The organism is Cloacibacillus evryensis DSM 19522 (assembly GCF_000585335.1).
GTDB classification, from domain to species: Bacteria; Synergistota; Synergistia; order Synergistales; family Synergistaceae; genus Cloacibacillus; species Cloacibacillus evryensis.
Genome location: NZ_KK073872.1, coordinates 1,791,145 through 1,812,861, shown reverse-complemented (window position 1 = coordinate 1,812,861; position 21,717 = coordinate 1,791,145). Strand labels below are relative to the sequence as shown.

The 21,717-nt window shown below is 51.9% G+C and carries 29 protein-coding genes and 5 tRNA genes; 6 read left to right on the top strand and 28 right to left on the bottom strand.

Annotation, left to right across the window (positions count from 1 at the left end):
• The first annotated feature begins 7 nt into the window (after positions 1–7).
• Positions 8–394 (top strand): cupin domain-containing protein, encoded by a 387-nt coding sequence (locus CLOEV_RS16430; protein WP_084482255.1) that lies wholly within the window; start codon positions 8–10, stop codon positions 392–394.
• Here the strand turns inward: CLOEV_RS16430 and CLOEV_RS08110 are convergent.
• Together CLOEV_RS08110 and CLOEV_RS17645 are read right to left on the bottom strand one after the other, a co-directional pair.
• Positions 342–860, bottom strand: a complete 519-nt coding sequence (locus CLOEV_RS08110) for an MgtC/SapB family protein (protein WP_008711854.1) — start codon at positions 858–860, stop codon at positions 342–344. The two genes, CLOEV_RS16430 and CLOEV_RS08110, sit on opposite strands and share 53 nt — an antisense overlap.
• 80 nt (positions 861–940) lie before the next feature.
• Positions 941–1,183 (bottom strand): CPF_0552 family protein, encoded by a 243-nt coding sequence (locus tag CLOEV_RS17645; protein ID WP_462804606.1) that lies wholly within the window; start codon positions 1,181–1,183, stop codon positions 941–943.
• Positions 1,184–1,430: 247 nt separating this feature from the next.
• On the opposite strand from CLOEV_RS17645, the gene CLOEV_RS08100 reads away from it, so the two are divergent.
• The 5 genes from CLOEV_RS08100 to CLOEV_RS08080 all read left to right on the top strand — a co-directional run bounded on the left by CLOEV_RS08100 (position 1,431) and on the right by CLOEV_RS08080 (position 1,909).
• Positions 1,431–1,507 (top strand) — tRNA-Arg (locus CLOEV_RS08100).
• 38 nt (positions 1,508–1,545) lie between these two features.
• Positions 1,546–1,622: transfer RNA gene (locus CLOEV_RS08095), tRNA-His, on the top strand.
• Between the two features lie 24 nt (positions 1,623–1,646).
• Positions 1,647–1,722: transfer RNA gene (locus CLOEV_RS08090), tRNA-Lys, on the top strand.
• A gap of 25 nt (positions 1,723–1,747) precedes the next feature.
• Positions 1,748–1,823, top strand: a tRNA-Lys gene (locus tag CLOEV_RS08085).
• Between the two features lie 11 nt (positions 1,824–1,834).
• Positions 1,835–1,909 (top strand) — tRNA-Val (locus CLOEV_RS08080).
• Between the two features lie 367 nt (positions 1,910–2,276).
• Here the strand turns inward: CLOEV_RS08080 and CLOEV_RS08075 are convergent.
• The 26 genes from CLOEV_RS08075 to CLOEV_RS07945 form a co-directional block, all read right to left on the bottom strand.
• The gene (locus CLOEV_RS08075; RefSeq protein ID WP_034443091.1) at positions 2,277–2,603 is read right to left on the bottom strand and encodes a hypothetical protein; all 327 of its coding nucleotides are present in this window, start codon (positions 2,601–2,603) and stop codon (positions 2,277–2,279) included.
• Entirely contained in the window at positions 2,593–2,976 is a 384-nt protein-coding gene (locus tag CLOEV_RS08070; RefSeq protein WP_034443088.1) for a hypothetical protein, read from the bottom strand. Before CLOEV_RS08070 ends, CLOEV_RS08075 begins: the two co-directional genes overlap by 11 nt.
• 250 nt (positions 2,977–3,226) lie before the next feature.
• The gene (locus CLOEV_RS08060; RefSeq protein WP_051484982.1) at positions 3,227–3,502 is read right to left on the bottom strand and encodes a hypothetical protein; all 276 of its coding nucleotides are present in this window, start codon (positions 3,500–3,502) and stop codon (positions 3,227–3,229) included.
• Positions 3,503–3,520: 18 nt separating this feature from the next.
• Positions 3,521–4,102, bottom strand: a complete 582-nt coding sequence (locus CLOEV_RS08055) for an N-acetylmuramoyl-L-alanine amidase family protein (protein ID WP_034443080.1) — start codon at positions 4,100–4,102, stop codon at positions 3,521–3,523.
• Position 4,103: 1 nt separating this feature from the next.
• On the bottom strand, positions 4,104–4,754 hold the full coding sequence (locus tag CLOEV_RS08050) for a glucosaminidase domain-containing protein (protein WP_034443078.1): 651 nt from the start codon (positions 4,752–4,754) through the stop codon (positions 4,104–4,106).
• A 207-nt stretch (positions 4,755–4,961) separates the two neighbouring features.
• The gene (locus tag CLOEV_RS08040) at positions 4,962–6,017 is read right to left on the bottom strand and encodes a reverse transcriptase/maturase family protein (protein ID WP_034443074.1); all 1,056 of its coding nucleotides are present in this window, start codon (positions 6,015–6,017) and stop codon (positions 4,962–4,964) included.
• Positions 6,018–6,304: 287 nt separating this feature from the next.
• Positions 6,305–6,661, bottom strand: a complete 357-nt coding sequence (locus tag CLOEV_RS08035; RefSeq protein ID WP_034443072.1) for a four helix bundle protein — start codon at positions 6,659–6,661, stop codon at positions 6,305–6,307.
• Between the two features lie 83 nt (positions 6,662–6,744).
• On the bottom strand, positions 6,745–7,854 hold the full coding sequence (locus CLOEV_RS08030) for a hypothetical protein (RefSeq protein WP_051484981.1): 1,110 nt from the start codon (positions 7,852–7,854) through the stop codon (positions 6,745–6,747).
• A 5-nt stretch (positions 7,855–7,859) separates the two neighbouring features.
• Complete coding sequence (locus tag CLOEV_RS08025) at positions 7,860–8,225, bottom strand: hypothetical protein (protein ID WP_051484980.1); 366 nt, start codon at positions 8,223–8,225, stop codon at positions 7,860–7,862.
• Between the two features lie 32 nt (positions 8,226–8,257).
• A complete protein-coding gene (locus tag CLOEV_RS08020; protein WP_034443070.1) occupies positions 8,258–9,181 on the bottom strand; it encodes a hypothetical protein in 924 nt (307 codons plus the stop codon).
• 21 nt (positions 9,182–9,202) lie between these two features.
• Positions 9,203–9,583: a phage tail-collar fiber domain-containing protein gene (locus tag CLOEV_RS08015; RefSeq protein WP_051484979.1), complete on the bottom strand. Its 381-nt coding sequence runs from the start codon at positions 9,581–9,583 to the stop codon at positions 9,203–9,205.
• A gap of 14 nt (positions 9,584–9,597) precedes the next feature.
• Positions 9,598–11,133: a phage tail protein gene (locus CLOEV_RS16005; RefSeq protein ID WP_051484978.1), complete on the bottom strand. Its 1,536-nt coding sequence runs from the start codon at positions 11,131–11,133 to the stop codon at positions 9,598–9,600.
• Positions 11,126–12,271 (bottom strand): baseplate assembly protein, encoded by a 1,146-nt coding sequence (locus tag CLOEV_RS08005; protein ID WP_034443068.1) that lies wholly within the window; start codon positions 12,269–12,271, stop codon positions 11,126–11,128. The genes CLOEV_RS16005 and CLOEV_RS08005 overlap by 8 nt, the downstream gene beginning before the upstream one ends.
• Positions 12,268–12,606: a GPW/gp25 family protein gene (locus CLOEV_RS08000; protein WP_034443066.1), complete on the bottom strand. Its 339-nt coding sequence runs from the start codon at positions 12,604–12,606 to the stop codon at positions 12,268–12,270. The genes CLOEV_RS08005 and CLOEV_RS08000 overlap by 4 nt, the downstream gene beginning before the upstream one ends.
• Positions 12,593–12,946, bottom strand: a complete 354-nt coding sequence (locus tag CLOEV_RS07995; protein ID WP_169732214.1) for a phage tail protein — start codon at positions 12,944–12,946, stop codon at positions 12,593–12,595. Before CLOEV_RS07995 ends, CLOEV_RS08000 begins: the two co-directional genes overlap by 14 nt.
• Before the next feature lie 52 nt (positions 12,947–12,998).
• On the bottom strand, positions 12,999–13,292 hold the full coding sequence (locus CLOEV_RS16425) for a PAAR domain-containing protein (protein WP_034443062.1): 294 nt from the start codon (positions 13,290–13,292) through the stop codon (positions 12,999–13,001).
• A 9-nt stretch (positions 13,293–13,301) separates the two neighbouring features.
• Positions 13,302–13,781 carry a phage baseplate assembly protein V gene (locus CLOEV_RS16000; protein ID WP_051484976.1) on the bottom strand — a complete coding sequence of 160 codons (480 nt, stop codon included), beginning with the start codon at positions 13,779–13,781 and terminating at the stop codon, positions 13,302–13,304.
• Positions 13,778–14,896, bottom strand: a complete 1,119-nt coding sequence (locus tag CLOEV_RS07980) for a phage late control D family protein (RefSeq protein ID WP_034443060.1) — start codon at positions 14,894–14,896, stop codon at positions 13,778–13,780. The genes CLOEV_RS16000 and CLOEV_RS07980 overlap by 4 nt, the downstream gene beginning before the upstream one ends.
• A 1-nt stretch (position 14,897) precedes the next feature.
• The gene (locus CLOEV_RS17530; RefSeq protein ID WP_410171537.1) at positions 14,898–15,089 is read right to left on the bottom strand and encodes a tail protein X; all 192 of its coding nucleotides are present in this window, start codon (positions 15,087–15,089) and stop codon (positions 14,898–14,900) included.
• A 14-nt stretch (positions 15,090–15,103) separates the two neighbouring features.
• Positions 15,104–18,172, bottom strand: coding sequence for a phage tail tape measure protein (locus CLOEV_RS07970; RefSeq protein WP_034443056.1), 3,069 nt, complete (start codon positions 18,170–18,172; stop codon positions 15,104–15,106).
• 41 nt (positions 18,173–18,213) lie between these two features.
• Positions 18,214–18,351 (bottom strand): hypothetical protein, encoded by a 138-nt coding sequence (locus CLOEV_RS16805; protein ID WP_156938384.1) that lies wholly within the window; start codon positions 18,349–18,351, stop codon positions 18,214–18,216.
• A 209-nt stretch (positions 18,352–18,560) separates the two neighbouring features.
• The gene (locus CLOEV_RS07965) at positions 18,561–18,836 is read right to left on the bottom strand and encodes a phage tail assembly protein (protein WP_034443053.1); all 276 of its coding nucleotides are present in this window, start codon (positions 18,834–18,836) and stop codon (positions 18,561–18,563) included.
• Positions 18,836–19,360, bottom strand: a complete 525-nt coding sequence (locus CLOEV_RS07960; protein ID WP_034443051.1) for a phage major tail tube protein — start codon at positions 19,358–19,360, stop codon at positions 18,836–18,838. Before CLOEV_RS07960 ends, CLOEV_RS07965 begins: the two co-directional genes overlap by 1 nt.
• Positions 19,361–19,372: 12 nt before the next feature.
• Positions 19,373–20,851: a phage tail sheath family protein gene (locus CLOEV_RS07955; RefSeq protein ID WP_034443049.1), complete on the bottom strand. Its 1,479-nt coding sequence runs from the start codon at positions 20,849–20,851 to the stop codon at positions 19,373–19,375.
• Between the two features lie 4 nt (positions 20,852–20,855).
• Positions 20,856–21,149, bottom strand: a complete 294-nt coding sequence (locus tag CLOEV_RS07950) for a hypothetical protein (RefSeq protein ID WP_034443048.1) — start codon at positions 21,147–21,149, stop codon at positions 20,856–20,858.
• The gene (locus tag CLOEV_RS07945) at positions 21,130–21,717 is read right to left on the bottom strand and encodes a hypothetical protein (RefSeq protein ID WP_034443046.1); all 588 of its coding nucleotides are present in this window, start codon (positions 21,715–21,717) and stop codon (positions 21,130–21,132) included. Before CLOEV_RS07945 ends, CLOEV_RS07950 begins: the two co-directional genes overlap by 20 nt.

Genomic DNA, 21,717 nt, shown 5'->3' with positions numbered 1-21,717 from the left:
TAGTGATATGAGAAGGCCGATTATAAAGAACATGTTTCGTGAAGAGCATTTCACCGCTGGAGACCGTTGCGAACTTGCGGAAGTGCTGCATCCGATGCGCACGGCGCTCCCGTATGACAGCTATTCGCTCTCCCACGCTTATGTCGAGGCAGGAGGGCGTACATTGCCCCACCGGCTTATCAAAGCATCCGAAACATATGTCATCCTCTCCGGCGAAGCGGTGATCCATATCGACGAAGAGAGCGTCTCACTTGAGGCGGGAAGTTGTGCCGTCGTGCCTCCGGGGGCGGAACAGTCCATCGTCAACCGCGGTCAAAAGAGGCTGGAGTTTCTCTGCATCGTCACTCCCCCCTGGAGTGCCGGCGATGAAGAAGTTTTTCAAGCCAAAGCTTAAGGGGAACGTAATATTTATCTCTAAGACATGTGACCGTATCCTCGGAGCATATCAAAGTGATGTAAGCCAACACGGCCGACGATATTGAAAGCAGGTATAACCCCAACCCGGAACCAATACCAAGCACGGCCATGAGGTATACTTCGGCCGCCGTCGTAATGCCCTTTATATCTCCGTGGGGGCTTTTATATATTATTCCCGCGCCGATGAAACCGATGCCGGTAAGCATCCCTACCATCAAGCGTGCGGGGTCCGTCCTAACACTGACGTCATGAGGATAGGAAAAGGCCAGATCGGTGAAGCCGTATGATGAGATGATCGCAACCGTACAGGCGGCAATAGAGATAAGTATATGTGTACGAGCGCCGATCGGTTTATTTCTGTGCTTGCGCTCTATCCCGAAAACTGCGCCGAAGAGGGCCGCCAGCAACAGCCTGCATAAGATCTCAGCTTCCCCCAGATACATTTTCAAACCTCCTCAAAATAAAAGCGGGCAGAAGCTCCGGAGAGGCTCCGGCTCTTCCGCCCATTTGCCGGTAAAGGCCGTTAATCCGAAAGGTCCACTAACTGCACTTTCACACCATTGAGCGCGTTGAGCTTGCTTTCAAGCTCTTTTGAGGTTTCGTTGCAGCAGCAAAGCTGAAGTACGAGGAGACCAGCCGGCGAACATGTCCCCGGGGTGGATTGATCGTGGAGCCCAAGTCTGGTAAGAATCGAGCATCCGTACTCGGTAAGCACCCGCTGTACCTCAACGGCACTTTTGTCTCGGTCATAGATTCGTATTGCCATGATCTGATAACAATTCATTTCAAGCGCTCCTTATTTGTATTATTTATATTTATCTTACAATTCATTGATTTCAGTTTAGCACATAAAAGTATTTTGCACAATTTGCATTATCGCCTATTTTTTTATAAAAAAGCAGCTTTGTCGCCGTAAGGTAAAAAAATCGCCGCTTTTTTTGATTTTCGTATTGACACAAACTGTATTTTGATTATAATTATCTGCGTGCTTCGGCAGAGGCAGTGTGAGATGTGCGCCTGTAGCTCAGTCGGATAGAGCAACTGCCTTCTAAGCAGTGGGCCGGGGGTTCGAGTCCCTTCAGGCGCGCCACTTTAATAAGTGCGAAGCACGGAATAGCGTTATTTATGGTGAGTGTAGCTCAATTGGTTAGAGTACCGGATTGTGGTTCCGGTGGTTGCGGGTTCAATTCCCGTCACTCACCCCACTAAATAACAGGTTTTAGATGTTTGGATCGTTAGCTCAACTGGCAGAGCACCTGACTCTTAATCAGGGGGTTACAGGTTCGATTCCTGTACGATCCACCAGTCTAATATCACGAGCAAGTCATTTGGATCGTTAGCTCAACTGGCAGAGCACCTGACTCTTAATCAGGGGGTTACAGGTTCGATTCCTGTACGATCCACCATTTTAGTATCCGGGCGATTAACTCAGCGGTAGAGTGTCACCTTCACACGGTGGAAGTCGTTGGTTCGAACCCAATATCGCCCACCATCGCTATTACAGGACTTTCGGAGTTACTCCGAAAGTCCTTTTTGTTTCTTTGGCTACTGATTGGCTACCAAACAAAAAACATACCCGACGCCGATGCGCGCATCTCTGTGCGTTGCGCTATACCCTGCGAACACCTCAAAGGACAAGGGCTAAGTCTTTTGTTGGTCCGCTGAAGCTGCTCGACGTGCTCCCTCCAAGCCGCCCGTTCCAGCGCTACAGCGCCCTCCAGAGCCACAATGTTGGCGCTGATGGTATCAACTATCCTGTTCTGTGAAGATACATGCCTCCTAAGGGTTGCGATGGAATAAATTAAGGCACAAAAAAATTGGGCGGAGCCTAAGCCCCGCCCGCACAAAATAAAACTTTATCAAAATCGCAAAAACGAATACACCAGCCCAACGCCAACGCACGCTTCTTGGTGGACTGCGTCATACCCGGCGAACACCCCAACAGACCAGGGAGAGCGCAGCCTTCCGTTTTGCCGCTGGAGCTCCTCGGCGCTCTTTTGCCAAGCCGCCCGCTCCCGCGCGACAGCGCCCTCCAGAGCTACGATGTCGGCGCTGATGGCATCGACGATCCTGTCCTGCGCAGACACATGCTTCCTGAGGGCTCCAATCTCCGCCGCCTGAGACTCTATCATCTCCACCGTGTCACGCCCGTCGGCAACCGGCACGACATACGCCTCACTGCTCAACGAGTATCCCTTCGGCCGCAGCTCTATCTTCCCGGTATCGCCCCAACAGGCCGTTCCAGCGGCCAGCAACGCCGTTGTTATCAAGGCCAGCCACATCGCGCCTGATATCATCCTTTGCACCCCTAACCACCTCCGGCAGTTTGTTTCTCTCGTTTTGCGCCTTTTCAATAACGTTTTTCAGGTTTTTAGTCGCATTGTCGGTGGCAATCATTTCCTGCTTTGGCAGCTCCGACACATCTGCCTTAAGCCGCCGCGCCGCGAGCCATTGTCCGGCATAACACCCGACGGCCACCAGCAGGATCGCCGCGATAAACAACGCGCATAACTCGCAGATCCTCTTACGTGCTTTTACAGCCTTGTGTTTTGGTATCAATGTGTCTCCTCCTTTTCGTGACTGGTGTATTCCATGGACTGTGACATACCGTTCCATCCATCGCCGTAACGGGATTCATAAGCGGAACTGCCCATATAGCCGCCAATAGATACACCATTCAAGGCCGCAAGTAGGTACATCATGTTTTGTGGCACGTCTTTGTCAAGTCGTGCATACCATGCCACTAACGCCAAGGTAAATACTACGATAATTATGGTTAAGGGCTTGCGTACCGGTGCTTTGTGCCAACTCATTTGTCGTCACTACTCTGCATACGGAGAACTTTATTGAGGCAATCCAGCCTTTTATGCGCCTGTTTTGCAGATGCCTCGACCATTACAAGCCGTTCTTTATTTTTGTCCATTTTCCCATCTAATACTAACAACTGGTTCTCAAGCCTGTCTATGGATGCTTGGAGAGCCATTATGGATGTGCGCAACGGATTCACTATGAGGAATTTCACCGCTCCGCCCGTGAAGGTAACTATAGCTAGGTAAGTAGTGATGTTTTCGAGTGTTACTGTCATGCCTCAATCTCCTTACAATTATACACTTTTGCCCCAACGCACTATGCCATCGGCTATAACGAAAGCCATTCTGTGGTGATTTGTCGGACTGAGTAACCATTGTTCCTCTGCAGGGTTACTGATAAACGCCATCTCTATCAAAACAGATGGCACACGGCATTCACGCAACACTTTTAGGTTGGCCTCTTTGTCTGGGTCACCGTCGGTGTAATCTGTACGTTTACGCTGGGCCCTGAAAACATTGCTCCACGCACGGAAGATCTCCGTAGCGAGCGCGTCGCTGCGATCTTGTCCGATAGTGGTGTATATCTCGAAGCCACTGGCAGCAACATTGGCCGCCCCATTACAGTGGAGCGATACAAAGCAATCCGCGCCGATGCGGTTGGCGAAGGCTGGGCGCGCGGAGAGGTCGGCCCCTCTGTTGTCGGCGAAAATTCGGCGCAGACCGGAGCGTGTCAGCGATGCTACATGCCCGCGCCGGCACAACTCTTTCGAAAGAGCTATCGCAACGCTGAGGTTGATATCTGCCTCGAGAGTACCTCGCGGGCCAATGGCGCCACTGTCGGGGGCGCCGTGTCCAGGGTCTATTACTATTTTCATTTTACATAACCTCCCTTAATTGCTTGTTGATAACATCTCTCTGCCATGGCTCAAGTTCATTTTTGGCGTATTCGTAGGCGCAAAGCAGCTTTGCGCGCCATGCAGGGCCGAGTATTTCAGGCGCGAGTTTTACGGCCATTTGAGCGAACTTTTCATAGTATTGATGATCCGTGGCCCAATTACCAACCCTCCCTCTATACATGCCCGCAAAATAGAGCCAGAAGTTATCAAGGTGGCGATGCGAATAGGGGTAATCTATTGCTATTTTTTGGGCATAGTCGGACAGAAATATAACAAGGGAATCGTACTTTCGGAAATACGATTCCCTTGTTATATATTTACCGTTGCTGTACTCTGGGCTTGCGATGCGTATGTATGGCTTGCCGCTCTTTCGCCATGCTAGCGGTGCCTTGATGCCCGCGCCGTTGTAAGCCCTGCGCCAAAGCTCACTCTGCCAGTATCCAGTTTCCATAGCGCTTTGACAAGTCGCCGCGTAGGCGTTTATTCCGGGCTGGGCGCGGGCCGCCGCGAAAAATTCCTGCGCCGGAGTAGCACCGAAAGCTGCACGTGCAACGTAAAAACATAGTAGCCAGAAAAGCAGGCAAGCGGCTAATATGGCAAGCCATACTTTGCCGCGATTTGTTATTGCCATTGGGGATTATTCCTCCTCAAAATGCATCAATATGGTATCTCTATCTCCGAATCCGCCGTAAGCTCAAGAATGCCGGCCATGTACGTAGCGATACTGGCAATTTTCTTGTATCCGCTTATGGCGTTACCGATGTCTTTTTTTGTAGGCTCACCGGCCAAACTGGCGGAACAGCTAAAAGACAGGTTAAAAATCTCGTCCTCTACCAACTTATTGATTGTTTTCGTCGTCCTTCCTCCTTGCGCGACTGAATACCAAATCTTCAAGAAATGTTGCCTTCGTACGGTAGCCGTTGCAATGCTTCATATAGCCGAGATACGACGCTATGGTCTGCCATGCAACGTCAATGTCAAGTGCGCCCTCGGCATATCGCCTCGCCATTCCCCGGAGCTTTTTCTGTATCCCTCTTGTGTTCCTTTTTCTGGGCAGGATATGCGTCGCCCATATCCTGTAGCCGCAGAAGTCAAGCCCCTGCGACGCCGGGAACACTCCCGATTTCGGGTTGAGCTTCAGCATGAGATTCTCATCCACGAAATTGCTTACGTCGCGCATCGCGGCCCTGACGTCTGTTTTGCTGCCGCCGAGGATGATAAAATCGTCCATATAGCGTTCGTAATATTGGTACCTCCATACATCCTTCACTTGGTGGTCCAAAATATCGGCATAAACATTGGCCTCAAGTTGGCTTGTTAGCGCTCCTATATCTAGCCCTTTGTCGCCGTCCCCGCCGGCATCGATGATCCTGTCCAGCATCCAGAGTGCATCGCGGTCGCGTATCGTCCTTCGGTTAATCTTTTTCAAGATGCCGTGGTCGATGCTTTTAAAATAGCTTTTGATATCACCCTTGAAGATGTAAACGTGTCCACACCATGCATCCTGCGCCGAGCGAATCATCTGCTGGGCGCGCCTCACCGCAGCGTGTGTTCCTTTCCCGGCGCGACAGGCGTAGCTATCGCTTATGAATCGCCGCTCGAAGCAAGGCTCGATAATTTGTACGAGCGCATGGTGAGCAACACGATCGCGAAACGCGGGCGCTGCGATGCAGCGCGGCTTCGGATCTTTGATTGTAAAATAGTGGGGCGGCGATGGCCGCCACTGGTGCCAGATAAGCTCGTTTTGCAGCTGTATGAGGTTTTCTTCAAGCCGATCCCTGAAAGCAAGTGCTGGGCGCTTGGTGCGGTGCCCCTCCTGGGCCGCAAGGTATGCCGAATATATATTGTCGAAATGTATTACCTGTTCCCATAGTTTTCCTGTGGTTTTAGGCATTTTATCTTCACCTCATAAAAAGTCCGACCGCTTTCGCATTCGCTACTTGAGGCCGGACCCAGTTAATCTTTTCCCCGTTTGCTGCGAGGAAGGGGTAACGCTCCTTTTGCCCGTGCACTGGCCGCATAGCCGTAGCCGTGCGGCATCTGTCTTTCCGGGCGAGAGCAGGGACGCGCGCCGACATTGCTGTTCGAGTTCGAGCGCAGATTATTGAGGTTCAGGCAGGCGACCCCGGCGTTGGACGTGTTGTTCCAGTTGCCACCAGCGAGCGGCAAGCGCTTCTAGCTTTACCCCTTTGCCGTATATATATGGCAGGCTTTACCCCATGCGCCTAATTGTCTGCCAATCTTATCGATCTCCTCGCCCCAAACTTTAAATTCCCCCGGTGTGATGAGACGCGATTCGAGCATAACGCGCACGTCAGATCGGAGCAGCAAAAGCTCCAGATCTATCTTGGTGAAATAAGAGGTTTTATCCCTGGCCTGATTGCATTCGAGTATTAGTCTGCGCAAAATACGCATAGTACCCTTCATCTGCGCGTATACCGGAAACCTTGCATACTTTGGAATTTTTTCCAATGTTCTATGTAGCCATGTTTCCATGCGCTCTGCCGTTGCCAATATCCTAAGTTCTTCAACTGCCAAAGACAAACCCCCTTTTTCGGATTAAAACCTAAAACCAAAAACCGGATTACGGATTGGCCGGATTTTCGGATTCTCGAGTGTCGCTACGCGACAAAGCAGGGACGCGCGCCGACACTGCTGCCCGAGGTCGAGCGCAGATTATCGAGGTCCAGGCAGGCGACCCCGGCGTCGGACGTGTTGCTCCAGCTGCCACCAGCGAGCGGCAAGCGCTCCCCGACGTTGCGCATGTAGAGTGCGCCGTTGGGCGCGCCATCCGTATCGTAGGTGCCGGAGATGCGGGTTGCAGGGGCGATGCCAGCGAGGATCAGGCCGATCGGCACGGTGTATCCTGTTGCCGCCGCGCGGGATGAGTATGTCGGCTGAACGGCATATTTTTCCTCCCCTGTCTTTTTCGTCACAGCGGAGGCGAACACTGGCGCGCCCGCGTCCGTTACTCCGGTGCCGTCTGTTGTGCCACCCGTGGAATCGAGAGCTCCGAGGCTGCCAGGCCACGATGTTTCCGCCTGGTCGAAGTAGTTGTCGGAGATCATCTTGATCACGCCGTCCACGAGCTTGAAGCCTACAAGCCATTCGTAGATGTTGCCGCAGAGATCATCTATCCCGAACTGCTCCGCGTTGTGTCTCCATGAGGCGGGGCCGGAGCCAGTGAGCGTGCGCGCCGCAGGGTCTCCGGTGGTGTCGCCAGGTTTGCCGCCGTCTTGTCTCGCGCCAAACTCGTAGGTCGCGCTATGGTGTCGTCCGTAGTATGTGTTGCCGCGCGGGATCTTTTTATTGTTTGCGCACCAGTGTATCAGGGCGGCGCGTTCCCAGATGGACATAATGTGCCACCCTTCACCCTTGTCGGTAGCGGATTTTGAAGCGGCGTCGAAATTGATGTATGTTGTGGGATCTACGCCGGGGACCGAACAGAGACGGCCATCGTACAACTTGCCTTTGTAGCAGCCGATGTATAGCTCGCTCTTCTCTACGCCATTTTTTACAAACGCAGGAAAAGTCTCGTTCTCGCGCGAAGCGAGCGCCGAGTTTGCCCAGCTGTCCCCGAGTAAGGACTTGAACGCGAATCCGATGGTGAATTTGGGTATTTTGTACATGTAGCTCGGATACCCTTTATCGTCGTAGAGTACGGTTACGTGGCCGCCGGTTGCGGCCTCCACGCTGGCGCGCAGCGTATCCTTTGTAAAGATTGTCGGCATGTGGGTTATTCCTCCTCTGTTATTGTTCCTGTCTGGGGCTGGGTGACAGGCTTCGCGTATCTCCAAAGCAGTAGTTCTACACGCTCGGTGTCAAGCGGCTGTTTTTCTGGTATGTACACGGGTCTGCCATCCTCGTCGTTTTCTCCGGTTGGGACATCTACGTAATGGGCTGGTGGGATAAGGACGTTGACCACGTATGCTTCGCCTATGCCCCTTGTAAGCGCGCCGTTTTTGTCTGCGCAGATATCGATTATCCGCTGTGTGTCGTCTTGCTCGGCAAAAAGGTCAATGGAGATATCTCCAACAGACAAAATAGTACCCGCAAGGCTATATAGCGCGTGCGGGCCTGACTGCATTTCAGTTATTCTCATGCTTGTCTCCTTTCTTCTAAAAAACGTAACGCCTATAAATCCAATTTACGCGCGGTCCACCGGCAGCGCACATCATCAGCCACTCCGTTTAAGCAGAGTTTGAAGCCGTTGGCAGCGCGGTCCGCCGTATAGACATAGCCAAGTTGGAAGCCACACCCGGTGAAGTCCATGATATCTATGTCGATGGCGTAATCGGCGTTGAGCATCGAGTGCGGCATCGCTACATAGATATAGGGTGCGGTGGCGAACACTGCTGGCGCTCCGCTTTCCATACGCCGCACGTCGGTGAGGGTGCAGCTGGTGAGGTACTGGTCTGTGGCTTCGATGTTGCCGGCGGGAACTGTCACTTTGTAGAGCTGCAGGCCGCCGTCTGGCACATCCTCCCCGAGCGCGGTACAGAACATCTCATATTTGCCAGAGGTATTCTTGCCGATGTAAAGGTAGCAGTATGCGGCGGAGCTTCCGCTGTTGCCAGGGATGGCGGCCCCGTTCGGCTCGGCTTCTACAGGGATAATCCTGCCGCCGATAAATATCTTGCCGGCTGCCATAGAGCAGTTGCGCGTTGCAGTGCTCGACTTCGTTACCACGCAACCCGAGATGATCCCTCTGTTGTGGATCGTTGCGATGCCAGTCTGAAAACGCTGCTCGAGCGTTTTTCTGGTTTCCTTGTTCGCGTTCCCTGCAGCGGACAACGCCTGCATGATGCTGGACACAAGCATGTTCTGCATATCTGGGTCAAGGCCGGAAATACTGTTGTCCATTTCTGCAAGGCGCTCGTTCAGGTTATCCTTGCCGCCACGGGCGTTACGGACTTCTGCTTCATTATTGGTCAGGCGAGTTTCGTGGTTTGTAAAATTATCGTCGACCTCAGCGTAACGTGTATTAAATGTTGCTGGATTAGCTGGAGTCCTTTCGTTTACGGGGATTTTGGTTATTATCGTATGCGGAAGAGTCAATTTGCTCCCTCCTTTTTTAGATTAGAAATCGACGCGAATGCTCACGTCGTACCACTCATCTTCTTCTTTTATTTTCATTGCGAAGTTTTTGAGGCCCACCAAATTGCCAGATGCGTCCAACAAGCCTGCCTCGGATATCGTTTGGCCGACTAATTCCGTTTTTAGCAATCTCCCCATGCCCGTGACCGAATAGCCATCCTCCTGCTGTACAGTGAGCAGGTCCTTGCGAAGCAGCTCGTGATTTAAAGCCGTTTGCTCCGCGTTGGCCGCTTTTGCGGTACCATCCGCGTTATGTCCGCCATCGCCAAAGGCCATCTGTGCAATTTTGGGACAAACCGCGCCTCCAGCCATCTGTGCGGCGATGCGCTTGCGGAAAGCATTTGTTGTCACTCCTTCTGCCATATTTATCACCCCCCCTAAACTTTATGTATTTCGACGACGCCATGACACTCTGGCATCGGGTCGTCGATGTTCCACGTGCCGTCAAGGTAGAGCGTCTCATCACATATATCCCATGAGCCGTCTATATAATTGCGGTCTTCATTTCCGAGATGGAATCCCGCCCCAAGGTCCCAGGAGCCGTCGAGGTACAGCTCGTCGCCTAAATAATATTCATCGGCGATCTCCCATGTGCCGTCAAGATCGAGGCAGATTGTATCACCGATATATCGCTCACACCGCTCTCCGATTAATGGCCCGCGAAGTGGTATAGGTACAGTTTTCGAAAACTGGCGCTCGCCGTTAATGCTGTACGTGCCTTCATTGGCGATATCCCACGTCCCGTCTAGGCAAGTACCTTTTCGTAGGTCGCCGATTGCGATTTTCGTGTCGGCGGCAATATTCCAACTGCCGTCGAGATAATAAAAATCGTCGAGATACGTTGCATTGTGCCCAAACGTAATGTGGTAGTGCGATGCAGAACCGACAGATGTTAGCGGATTGAGTTTCAAATTGGAGCCTTTGCGCATCGTTTTTACGGAGCGGAGTACAAATGCGTTACGTTCGTCGAGATACCACCTGTCGCCGACACAAAGTGGCGTGGGTTCGCCGGAGGCTATATACTCGACGCTACCATAACGAAGATGTATTTGTTTAGATGCTGCCAAATCGATATAAAACCCGCAGTCGTAGACATATCTGTCGTATACGGGGTTCGTTCCATCGCCTAAACACCATGTTCCGTCTAGGTATAGTCCTTCGTCGCCAAGGGCATATGTGATTCCGTCTGTGCCTAAATACCATGGCGCGTATGGGTCGATGACGTTCCAGCACCACGGATAGCATACTCTAAACTCTTTTTTCATGTACAGCCGCGTCATTCTGGCAAGGACCTTAACGATAAAATGCATATAAATCCAATACCAGTACAGCGCGTACGACCTGGCTGGTTTGGCTGCGTTCACAGCCCACCTGAGATCATCCGGCCAATTAGGGTGATCGAATGCGGTCAGATTTGTTTTTACCGCAAAGCAGGCCCAATTCGCAAGATCCGGGAAGCCCTCGACTGGAGCGAATATATCCACGCCGTTATTGGTCGCTATATCCCACGTACCATCAAGGAACTTTACGCCGGCTTTTTCAGATGCCGCAATCAGATCCTTGTACTCAAATATCTCGCAGTCATAGCCTAGCGTGGAGAGTAGCTCCAATACCGCCCATTTCGTTCCTTTTTTACGATGCCAGGAGATGGCCGTTTTTATGAGCTTCCTTTTTATGTCGATCGAAAGGGGGGCGGGCTCATAAACATCGAGGTGGAATTGCCAAGCCAGCAGATCGATTGTATCTTCGTCAAGTTCGTCGATGCGTGAGAGCAAGAGGGCTTCTTTCGTTGCTACTGATATTCTCCTTAACTCAGGATCGATTGCTGTTGCTCCATTGCGCACTTCTGTAATGTCGGATATTGAATCAGGGAGAATGTCAAACAGACTCAGGTCTGGCAATAGCTTAGCCATCCTCCAGCCCTCCAAACGTAATCCCCGAAGATGCACAAATCGCTACTTGCTTGTAGCTCACCTTGGTAAATGATGGAGAAGTTACGACCGCTCTTTTTGCGCCCGCGGCAATTACTCTGTGTATAAGTTCTGACGGGTTGATATCGCGCCCCAGCTTATTTCTCTGCCACACTATCCACTCTGCAATGGCCGCATCTACCGCTTTTTTAATGGCCACGGCCTGCGTCTGCATATCTTTTGCTATCCAGTACGTAATGGTAAGCGTGAACTTTATTGGGGTTGGCGCGCAGACATGCACGTTATCCGTAAGCGGTCGTATATCATCCGCATTCACGACCGCATTTACTGCCTGTAGGGTCTCTGCGTCCGGCAAACATCCATCCTGCAGGAGCGGGTATATGTATACGTTGCCAGGGTCTATCTCGGCATCTTCTGCTGGTCCGGCGACGGATACGTCCGCGATTTTTGCGCTTGCGGAAAGCGCCCAATATCGATAAGCGTTAATTGGACCGGCGACTGAGAGCGATTCAAGTACCAGCTGGATACGTTCTCGGTAACTCTCGTCACCTTCGATATCTGCGCCGCCCGCGCTAGTAGTAACATTCAGCACGCTCTTAACGTATTCGATCGGATCTACCAGTGAAAGTACCTGCCCTGCCAAAAAACCGTTGCCTTGTTTTCCTGTGTATGTGCATGTACATACACAATCAGCGTACGGCGAGCCAGCAGGAACAACCGCAACGGCATCCGTGGCAAAATAGAGATCGGGTGATGCTCTTGGCGTTACCCTCGTGCCCGCAGGAATGGTTACGGCCATATCCAACACAGCGGATAATGCAAACCGTACTGTCACGGTAGCCGCAGTTGCTGGCAATCGTGCCACAGGGACAAAAGCACCGAGGTGGTCAAGGTAATCGCCCTGCGCATACGCCAGTAGATTCATCTTCGCGGCGTAATCTATCAAGCTGCGCTGCTGCGCTAGTTCATAGGCGATCGTGTTCAGAAAAAGCCGCACCGGGTCTGCGGGGTATAGCGTTATCCCAGCGGCATCTTCATATCTGGCGACGAGCTCTTCCAGTATTGCATCTGCCTCTTTGGGCGCGAATTCCACTTGCGGCAGTGTGCTGAACAAGCTCATATTTCCACCCCCTCTCTGATTTTAAATCTTACAATCGGATAGAGTTTTCCGTCGAACGCATCCGCTGTACTCCGCCTGAACGAGATGGATATCACCTTTATTCTCGGCTCGTATTTGTCTATCGCCTCCATAAGGTCGGCGCGATACTTTGCCATTGCGTATGGTTCCGGTTTATCTACCCATTCCCAATCCGTGCCGAAATGGCGATAGAGCGGCACGCTTCCGATTCGGGTCGAGGCGATAGCGTTAAGACAATTATGTATATTCTGTAAGCCTATTGCTCCGAATATATCAGTTTTACCGTCAAGCATTACCTCCAATTCATTTGTCAGCATGTGAAACATACTCCTTTATGGTTAGCTCGACCTCGATCCACGTAGGCGCGCCATGCCTATCCCGTGGCCCTTCCTGCTGGGATAGGTCTACTATGACGAACTTGCCGATTTTGATCTCGCCAAAAATGAGCTGTCCTACCTCCCCGGCGTCGCGCATCTCCTGCAGCACCTTCACCTCTTCATCGGGTTTGACGCCCAAGCTGGACATTAGCTGTAGCTTAAAGGATATTTCTTCAAGTCCCGGCCCGAGGAATTCAAGTAACGGCTTTTTGCCGATAACCTCGTGTTCGGCGTAGCGAGCCGAATTTTTTTGCTGTAGTTCGGAGAAGGTGCGTACCAAATCTGAACTTGCCTCAAATATCACTTTGCCAAAGCTGCCTATCCCATATATATCACCCTCCTACAAATACGTTTGGGCTGCCCACGGCAACACTGCCGCCGCAGCTTACGGGGTCGCCGATGCGCCCAGCGGGGAAGCCGTTGATAAAAGTATTGCTGCTGCCGGATGCTATCACGGCGCTGTGGGAAGCATGGGCGAAGCACCCGTGGTTTTCGTACTGATCAGCATTTACTCGCCCGGCTGGGCGACCGTTCACGAATACGTTTGGGCTTCCAGTGGCAAGCGGACGCGGAGGGCAATCGTCGTGCCCCGTGCAGTTGTCGCCCTGTCTTGTCAGTGCTGGCATCTTTTCTGCCTAATCAAACTGCGCCGAGATGTGCGCCGGCACTGGCACGTCGCCGTCTGGATTGAGATAGATATTCGCCGCGCTTTTTAGCGTGATGTTGCCGTTTTTCCACACCATCTTTGACCCGTGATAATCGACCAGAGTGATCGTGTGATTTTTTCGATGCATGGCGATACAACCGCCACCGGGAATTTTCAGGACATATTCATCGCGGTCGTTTGACAGAGGCAGATCCGCCTCCGAGTAAAATGACCCGAGCACGAAGCCCGCCTCTTCGCCGCTGGGCAGAAAAGCGCAAAGCACAAGTTCGCCCTCGTCGGGGAGGCATTGCGCTTTGTTTTTGAGCGAGCCGACGACGAGCACCGGCAGCTCATCAGATACAAGCCCGTCTTTGTCGGCAAATTTTACGCGAACGCGATGTCGCTCGGGGTATACGGCGGAAATTTCGCCGATGCGAAACAGGTCTTCGTAGTTGGCCGTGGTTCTCACTCCTTCCAGTATTTACTCCAATCCTTCTTGCCCTTCTTCTTTTTGTCCGCTTTTTTCTCGCCTTTACCTCCGGCCCGCACGGATGGCGGACCTGATTCCAGGTCTACAGCGGTTGTATAGCCGCTGCTATCTATGGAGTGTGTTGATTTTGCGATGCGATATTTGCCGTCAAAAGTGCCGAAACCGGAGACGGCTATAACCATGCCATCGAGCATGAGGGTATTGCCCACGCAGTCCAGATGTCCGGTCGCTTCACGCTTGTTGGAATCGCGCAGTTTTTTCTCGGCGAGTTTTATTGCCTCGGCATTGCTTTCGACTCGTTCATTGCTAATTCGCAGCACTTGTCCGCTGGGGTCATTCTCGCCGGAAGATGTAGCTGTGCCCGTGAATGTGACCTTGGTTTTCGGGTCAAAATAGCTGACTTCGCATGATTTATACGTATCCACGGACTGCGTGCGAAAATTCCAATCTGTTACATAGCCGCCTGTGCGTACTATGGTGAACGCGGCCTCCTCCTTTTCTGCGTCAACCTCGTTGTATATCGCCACTTTACCGTGCACAATTTTGATTGCCAATCCCGCTTTATGTACAATCCGGGAAAGGAACTCCAACGAAGACTCCTGCTTCTGGTCTATTCTCCCGAAATATGGATTATCTACAGCCGTATAATTCAGCTCCAAGCCGGCCTTTTTCGCCACATCCTGGGCAACGGTCTTCAAATACGCCTTTTCCCATGTTCGCGTTATTTTCTCGCGGCGGCCCCCCGCGGTGATCGGGGTGGATACCCCTTTCATCGTTAATGAGCCTTGCGTTGCCTCTATTTCGTCGAGTTCAAAAGTTCCACATTTCAGGATTTGGCTATCGCCGTTTTTTTCCCAATCAGATACTTTTATAGCCGCCGTGACCGTAGAATTTTTCTTCGGGAACCAGTCGCCGCGAAAGCGCCCGTCTCTGTCTTCTAGCGTTACGGAGATGGAGTCGGCTTCGCCGCTGCGGTTATCTTCATAGCTAAAAGAGACAAGAAAAGGGGCGATATCCTTCGTGATATCAGCCCCCGCGATTGTTATCTCAAGGCGCGCCCGGCGTGCCTTGTCATTTTTTTTCACTTCCGGCATCTCACTGCCTCCACGGCGGGACCGATGCCGGCTCTTCTTCCGTTATTTCCGGTACTGCCAGCGTCACATTCCCTGGGAACATTGCTGTCTGCACATGCTGCTGGTTGGCCCCGATGAGATCCGCCATGTGGCCTTGGTCAGCGCCGTCGCCCCATATGCGCCATGCAATTACATCCCACGTATCTCCGCTCATTGTTGTAATGGTTCTCATGCGAAATTCACCCGCTCTTTATCGTGCATTATTTCTTCTAACAACCTCTTAAATCGTTTTTTGTCTTCCCTCAGGACGTCAACGAGGTTTTCTCTGTCTGGGCCATAAAAAGTGTAATTCGGGGCATATGTTATTTTGGGAGCAGCTTTGTCGCCAATAGCCTCCGCCTTTGCTCCTAAGTGAGGATTCTGTAATTTCTCTATGATATCGCTCTTCTTGCTTACCGCGGGTTCGGATATCAGCTTTTGTGTAATGTTGTATATCAGCTCGGCAAAACTACTTTTGTTTGTTGTTTCGTTGTTGCCAGAGCCTAGGTTGCGAACGGTAATATGTTTCGTTACTGCTGCGATTTTGGATATTGGCGTCTTTTCTCTCAACGCCTGCATTGCTGGCCTGCCGTGCCCTTCGACGGCTCCGTTTTGTACCGGGGCGATGTGGAAGCCAAGATGCGCTGCGGCCTCCGCGAGCCTCTGGATTCCATACCTTCGGTCTGTTACGGGTACAATTATTTCGTCTCCGGCTTCGCCTACCAGCGCTACGGTTGGTTTCGACACGTATCCGCCCTTAGCCATCTTCGGCATCTTTCGGCTTGTTTTAGATGCTTTCATCTTACCTGTGACAGCAGTGCCCGATGGCGCTTTGGGAGTCCCTCCCCCAAAGCCTAAGAATTGCAGCGCCTTTGAGCCCCATTCCCATATTTTCTTAAGAGCACCCCATATAACATCGAGTGCGCCGCCTATAACCATGGCTGCGCCTTTGATGATGCCCGCCACCCAAGGGAACTTTTCGGCAAAACGTTTCCAGAGGTCCGAGAAAAACACCTTTATTTTGCTCCAGTTCTTGTATATGAGGTATGCCGCCGCTCCGATAGCGATTGCGCCAGCCACGATGCCGGCAATCATGAGCCCATGCGGCCCTGTCATCATCGCCAGCATCGCCTTGCCGATGCCGCCGATGATCGCCTTGCCGCCGATAAAAGCGCTTTTCATTTTGCCAATAGCGGCACCCCAGCGGATAGCTTTTATAAAGTTTATTAGCAGCCCGATTTTTCCACGAACCAAAGACGCCGTTTGGGCTGCAACAGACACAACTTGCCGGCCCAGAGACACGGCCATTTTCCCCACGAAGCTAAAGGCTGCTCTCGCTTTTAGAAATACGGCATCCCATTTCACATTTTTAAGATACAGCCATGTCTTTGTTGCCGCATTTTTACTCAAGGCAAATGTCTTGCCTGCAATATCGCCCACTTTGCTGTTTTTAACTTTCAGGGCGAGGCTTCCTGGGTTTCGCAGGCCCTTCCATATTTTTGCAAGGCGAGTTGCCGCTTTGCCGCCTTTCGCAGCCGAGACTTCAACGCCGTCGAGGGCGCTTTTAAAAAGCCTCCCAAACTGGATACTGCCGCCAATTGCCGTTGTCAGCGTGCTAAACCCGGAGGCAAGATACAGCACGCTGGCAGCAAGGAGGTTCACTCCGACCAGCGCGGCGGCACTGAATACGATTACCTTGGTCAGCATTGGGTACTTATCCGCAAAAAAGCCTATTTTGTCAGCGACCTTGCCGAGAAAATTAAAAAGTGTGATGGCACTTGGAGCAAGCGCGCCGCCCAGCGACCTTGCAAGCGCATAGGCGGACTCTTTGGCTGCGTTTAGTCTTGTGGAGGTAAGTTTCAAGTAATCATCCATATTTTTGGCAACAATATTTTGGGATGATTTTTCTACGTCTTTGTAGCCATCCTCCAATTCCTTTATCTTGTCCATCAGGGGCACAAGCGCTTTAGCGCCTTCATCGCCGAACTTTTCCGTCATAAACTGCGCTCTGTCAATTTCTGACATTTTTGACGTACCGCGCATCAATTCTTTCAGCGAAGCGACCACATCCAATTCGCCGCTTTTGGTCTTTTTGAGGACGCTAGGGATATCCTGCGCCGTCTTCATGAAGCCTTTTAGCATCGCGTAATATGCCGTTCCGGCTTCTCCGCCCTGAAGCCCGGCGCTGTTTAGCAAGCCAATTGCGGTGAGGGATTGTTCAAGCTGGGCGTTATATTGGCTTATGGCGACGGACCCTCTTTTCATGCTTTCGCCAAGTTGGCCGAAGTCCCTAATCTGGTACTTAAACTGAATTTTTGCGAGCAAATCTCCTATGCGCGAAAATTTTTGTTCATCACTGCCATTCAATCTGGTGCCCAAATTGTTATATGCTGTAGCCATTACTTCGCTCACTTGTTCCATGCTGCCATTGGTGACCTTAGATACAGAGGCTACGGTTTTTGTAGCGCTTCTTGCCAGAGATGCAGTCAATCCTGCGGAATTTAGAGCATACTGTATGTCTTGTGTTTCCGCGTAACTTGCGTATCCTGCTTTAGCAAGCTCCGCGCCAATCCCCCTAGCTTTGCGGAGCGCTTCTTTTTTGTGTTTTTCGGGCACGTTTATTACGGTTCCGAGCCTGAAATTTAGATCCTCACCTTCCATTGCTTGTCGCACAGGTCCTTGCATTACGGAGGCGATCCTTGTTGCGGCTGTAATACGCATCTGCGCGGCGTACATCCGCTGTGTGCGTTTTTCGCGTGCGGCATCAAGATCCGCTTGCCTTAGTTGTAGCCGGATCATCTTTTCTTTTGATGTGCGCAACGCGTCCTCCGACGCCTTTAGTTTGCCTATGGGGCCGTAGAGAGCCTCTACTCTCTTTTTATATTCCTGATTGGCGTTCGACAGATCCCGTGTTTTCTTTGTTAGTTGGGCTACTTTTGCAGCTGCTTCATCGCGTTTGCGCGTCAGTTTTGTTTGCGATGATTCGTTCTTTTTATCCGAATTCGCCAGTTCTTCATTTGCGGTGTTCAGCTTGCGGATAGCTTCCTTGAGTTTCTTAGTTTGGGATTCCATGGCCATTTGATTGCGGTTCAGTGTTCCGATGGCTTCAAGCTTTTTTTGTGTTTCGGTTCCCTGTACTCCAAGTGCGTCAAGGTCCTTTTTTGCTCTATTTATGCTTTTGCCAAGTTGCGGATACAGATAGCCGCCTATGGCGATGGATAGCTCTAATTCCTTCCCTGGCATCATGTCACCTCGCAATAAAAAAGCCGCCCTTGCGGGCGGCGGTCACCGTTGAAAAATCAGGAAAAAACAAGCGCGAGAACTGTCCCTATTGCCAAGAAAACCACAATAAGGGCGACCCACTCGATCATGCGATCGCGCGTTTCATCGTATTCAATATGGATGTTTTCTTCATCGTTATCGTAACGTCGAATCATGTTCCCGCCTCCTTTTGTTTCATTATACCATAGAAGATAAACTTATTTTCGCAATCAGCGCTTTTCTGACTGTTTCGAGATTTTATGGATAGCGTCAGCCCAATGCTCCCATTCCAGCGGAGACATCTCTATCCAGAATGATATTGGAGTCTGTGTCGCTTTGTTTAAGGCGACACAGATCTCCCGTACTGTCTGCCCCGGCTGCGAGCCTAGACTCCGAGCAAAAAATTTTGCACCTCGGAAGTTATCTTTGAGAAATCTCTGCCAGGTAAAGACATTAGCATATCGGAGGGGACCCTGCAGGCCAACGCGGCGACGCATACCTGATATGTCTTATCGATATCCGTTGCGGGGCGGAACAACATCACTGACGCCTCTTTTTCCGCGTTGATCAGATCCCTGCCAGTAAGAGCATCTAGGTCGAGGTCGAGCGCCTCATATTTTTTCCCCTCAAATTCCATTTCTTTTGAGAGCTTTATCTCCATTAATCTCCTACTCCTTCCGCCGCTCTGGCTGCGGTGAGATAATCGACGCCGGCCACGCGACAAATATAATTGAACTTATCCAGATAGACGCATTCCTCGCCGTCTATCCACACGCCCAAAGCCAACACTTCAAGCTCGACTTCGCTGTCCATCGTGGCTCCTGGTTCGAATTTACCAAGGCCGTTTGACTTTGGCGTGCCCTTCACCCAGACCTTTATCCCCGATATTGTTCGTAGCCCAGTCCTTGGCTCCGATACGTCGAGCGACGCCCTAAAGTCCAGCTCGTGGGCTATTGGCGCAGAAAGCTCAAGGCTTGCGTCTGTGGGTGTGCGGAACTGGATTTTCATCTGCATGGATTGGTAGTGCCCCGTCACCACCGAATCAACTTCGCCAGAGATACCGCTGCCTTTTATACTGGTGGTCATCGCCTGCAACTGTGGCAGGTCAATATTCGCTACACCAAGGAATTGGCTGCCGTTTTTGAAAACGCGAGCGTTTACCAGTTTTTCAGGTATTCCTATCATCTCTTATTCCTCCTATTCGCCAAATAGCACGTCAAGGTAGTCCGGGTCCAGTTCAAAATCACCTTCAATGCTTTCCGCGGGCGGTGGCGGTGTAAGGTATATTTTGAACTTGATCTTCCCGTCGATGAGGCTTGATACGGGGTTGTCTTGCTTTCTGAACTCGATGCGCCCGCCGAGGATCGCCTCCTGCGCCGTGAGACCGTTGAGCCTGTCGTTGAAGCTGTCGACGATCGTCTCGATGAGGCGGCGCGTGATCGGGGCGTCAACTTTCTGCCAGAAGGTAAGGATGAACTCCGCCTGCAGCCAGTTGAACATGAGGCGGTTGGTGATGAACACGTCTTTCGTGTCTGTGCTGCCCGGATAACAGGCGTTGCGGTTGCCCCAGGCGGTCCAGCCTTTGGAGAAGTTCAGCGCCGTAGTGATGCCGTTTTCGTTGAGGTAGTTTACCTTCGCAAGCGACATGGACACCTCTTTGCGGGCGTTTTCCGCGCCGGATATCAGGCTGTCGCATTTGATGTTCTGGTTCGAGGGCGAGACGTAGGGGATGTCTTTGCCCTTATGGTGTGTCGTCCACTGGATTAACGCCGCAAACTGCGAGCTGTAGCGGTATTCGGTCTCGCCGAGGCGCAGCATCGGCCAAAGGGCATGCTGCAGATCGTCGACTAGATTCTTACTTGCCTTGTACGCCGGCACGTCGGTATAGAGCTCCGGCGCGCCGGTGCCGGTCACGGGTATGTCTATTATTGCCAACGCCTTGAACAGCGTGTTGATGTTCCACGCCTTGGCGGCCATCACGGCGGCGACCTCCACGTCGTGGCTCCATCCCGTGGCGACGATCAGCCCCGGAACCTTGCGAGTAATGGGGTAGACTCTTTCGATCACTTCGAGCCCCTCTTCGTCGCCGGTGGCGGCGTTGATACCGCCGATGATATCGTCTTTGTCTACCTTGGTGGGGTCTGCGTAGTCGTAGCTAACCTTGAGCTCCGCCGTGTCGGATGAGATGCTGCCGGTCGACTTCCTGGCAATAACTACATTGTAGTCGACATCGTAACTGGCGGTATAGTCAGTGCCGAGTACGTAGGCTGTCTGCCCCTGCGCGTCCTTAACGACGACGGAGGAGAGGACCGCGTCCGTGTTCGCGAGCTTCGACTCTCCTTTTGACAATGTCAGCGATTCGGACGCTACGCTCGTTTTATGTATAGACGGGTCGAAAACATTCACGAATATGCAGGGCTTCATCGCAAACAGGGCGAATTCGGCGTATATGTTCTCGCAAAGCGTCCACTTTTTCCAATCCGCACTGTACCCCAGGGCTGCTACAGCATCGTCATAGGCGTTGCAAAGGATAGGGTAGTTTATCTTGTTCTTTAGCGCCGCCGTGCGGTGCACCGGTGCCGTGCCGAAATAGACCGGCATTGCCGCTTCGCATGGAGCGGCGGGGATGATGCTTGTCGGTGATTCGGTCGTCTTTACGCCGTGGAAAAATGCCATCTATTTATACCTCCTTTGGGTTTTGTGTCAGGAATTTCGATGCTGTTAAAAGCGCCTGATGCTCTGCGGTGCCTTTTCTGGCCATCTTTTCGCGAAACTCCATCAGGTGGGCGGGCTCCACAAAGAGCTCGAATATCTCAGGGCATTTGGAGCAGAGTTCCGCCACCGCTCTTGGCAAACCATCGCGGAAGCCGGAGCCAAAGTGGAGCCCTTTTGTACGCACATTCGGCCCGACATAAATCCTCGGCCCCTTAAAACTATACTTTCCCAGTTCAGCCTCATCTTGTGAGACGTTCATCGTCGGTTCGGTCTGGGCTATCAGCTGGGTATCGCCAGTTGCTTGTTTCGTCGTTTCCATACGCGCTGCCATAGTTATCTATTTCCTCCTCTATGCTGAATTCTTCCGTGGTTTGACGCTCATCGTACTGTACGATGATGTCGCCGAACCAATACGGGTATGCCTGTATGTCAAACGGGCCGCCCTGTAATTTGTTTACGCGCATCCACCGGCCGCCGATACGCCGTGTTTTTAAGAGCGCGTGGCGCAGCCGTTCAAGCGCGTTAAGCAAATCGTGATAGCCAGGGCTGCATTTGTCGCCGTTGTTCTCCTCTTCGTTGTATACGCCGGCGATGATGCGCAGCGTCAGAGTGGAGTTCGGCAAATCAGCGGGGTCGTCAAAGTCGATTAACCGGAAAATCAGGAGCGGGAACTCGCTGGAATCCGGTTTTTTTCCGTCGCCGGGGATCTCGCCGATAAACCCCTTAAAAGCCGGCAGATCGCCGCGTCCGCGAGCTTTGCTCGAAAGACTTAGGTCCTTTAACGCATCGAGGCAAAAGGATCGCAATGCAAAAAGCAGCTCAATCAT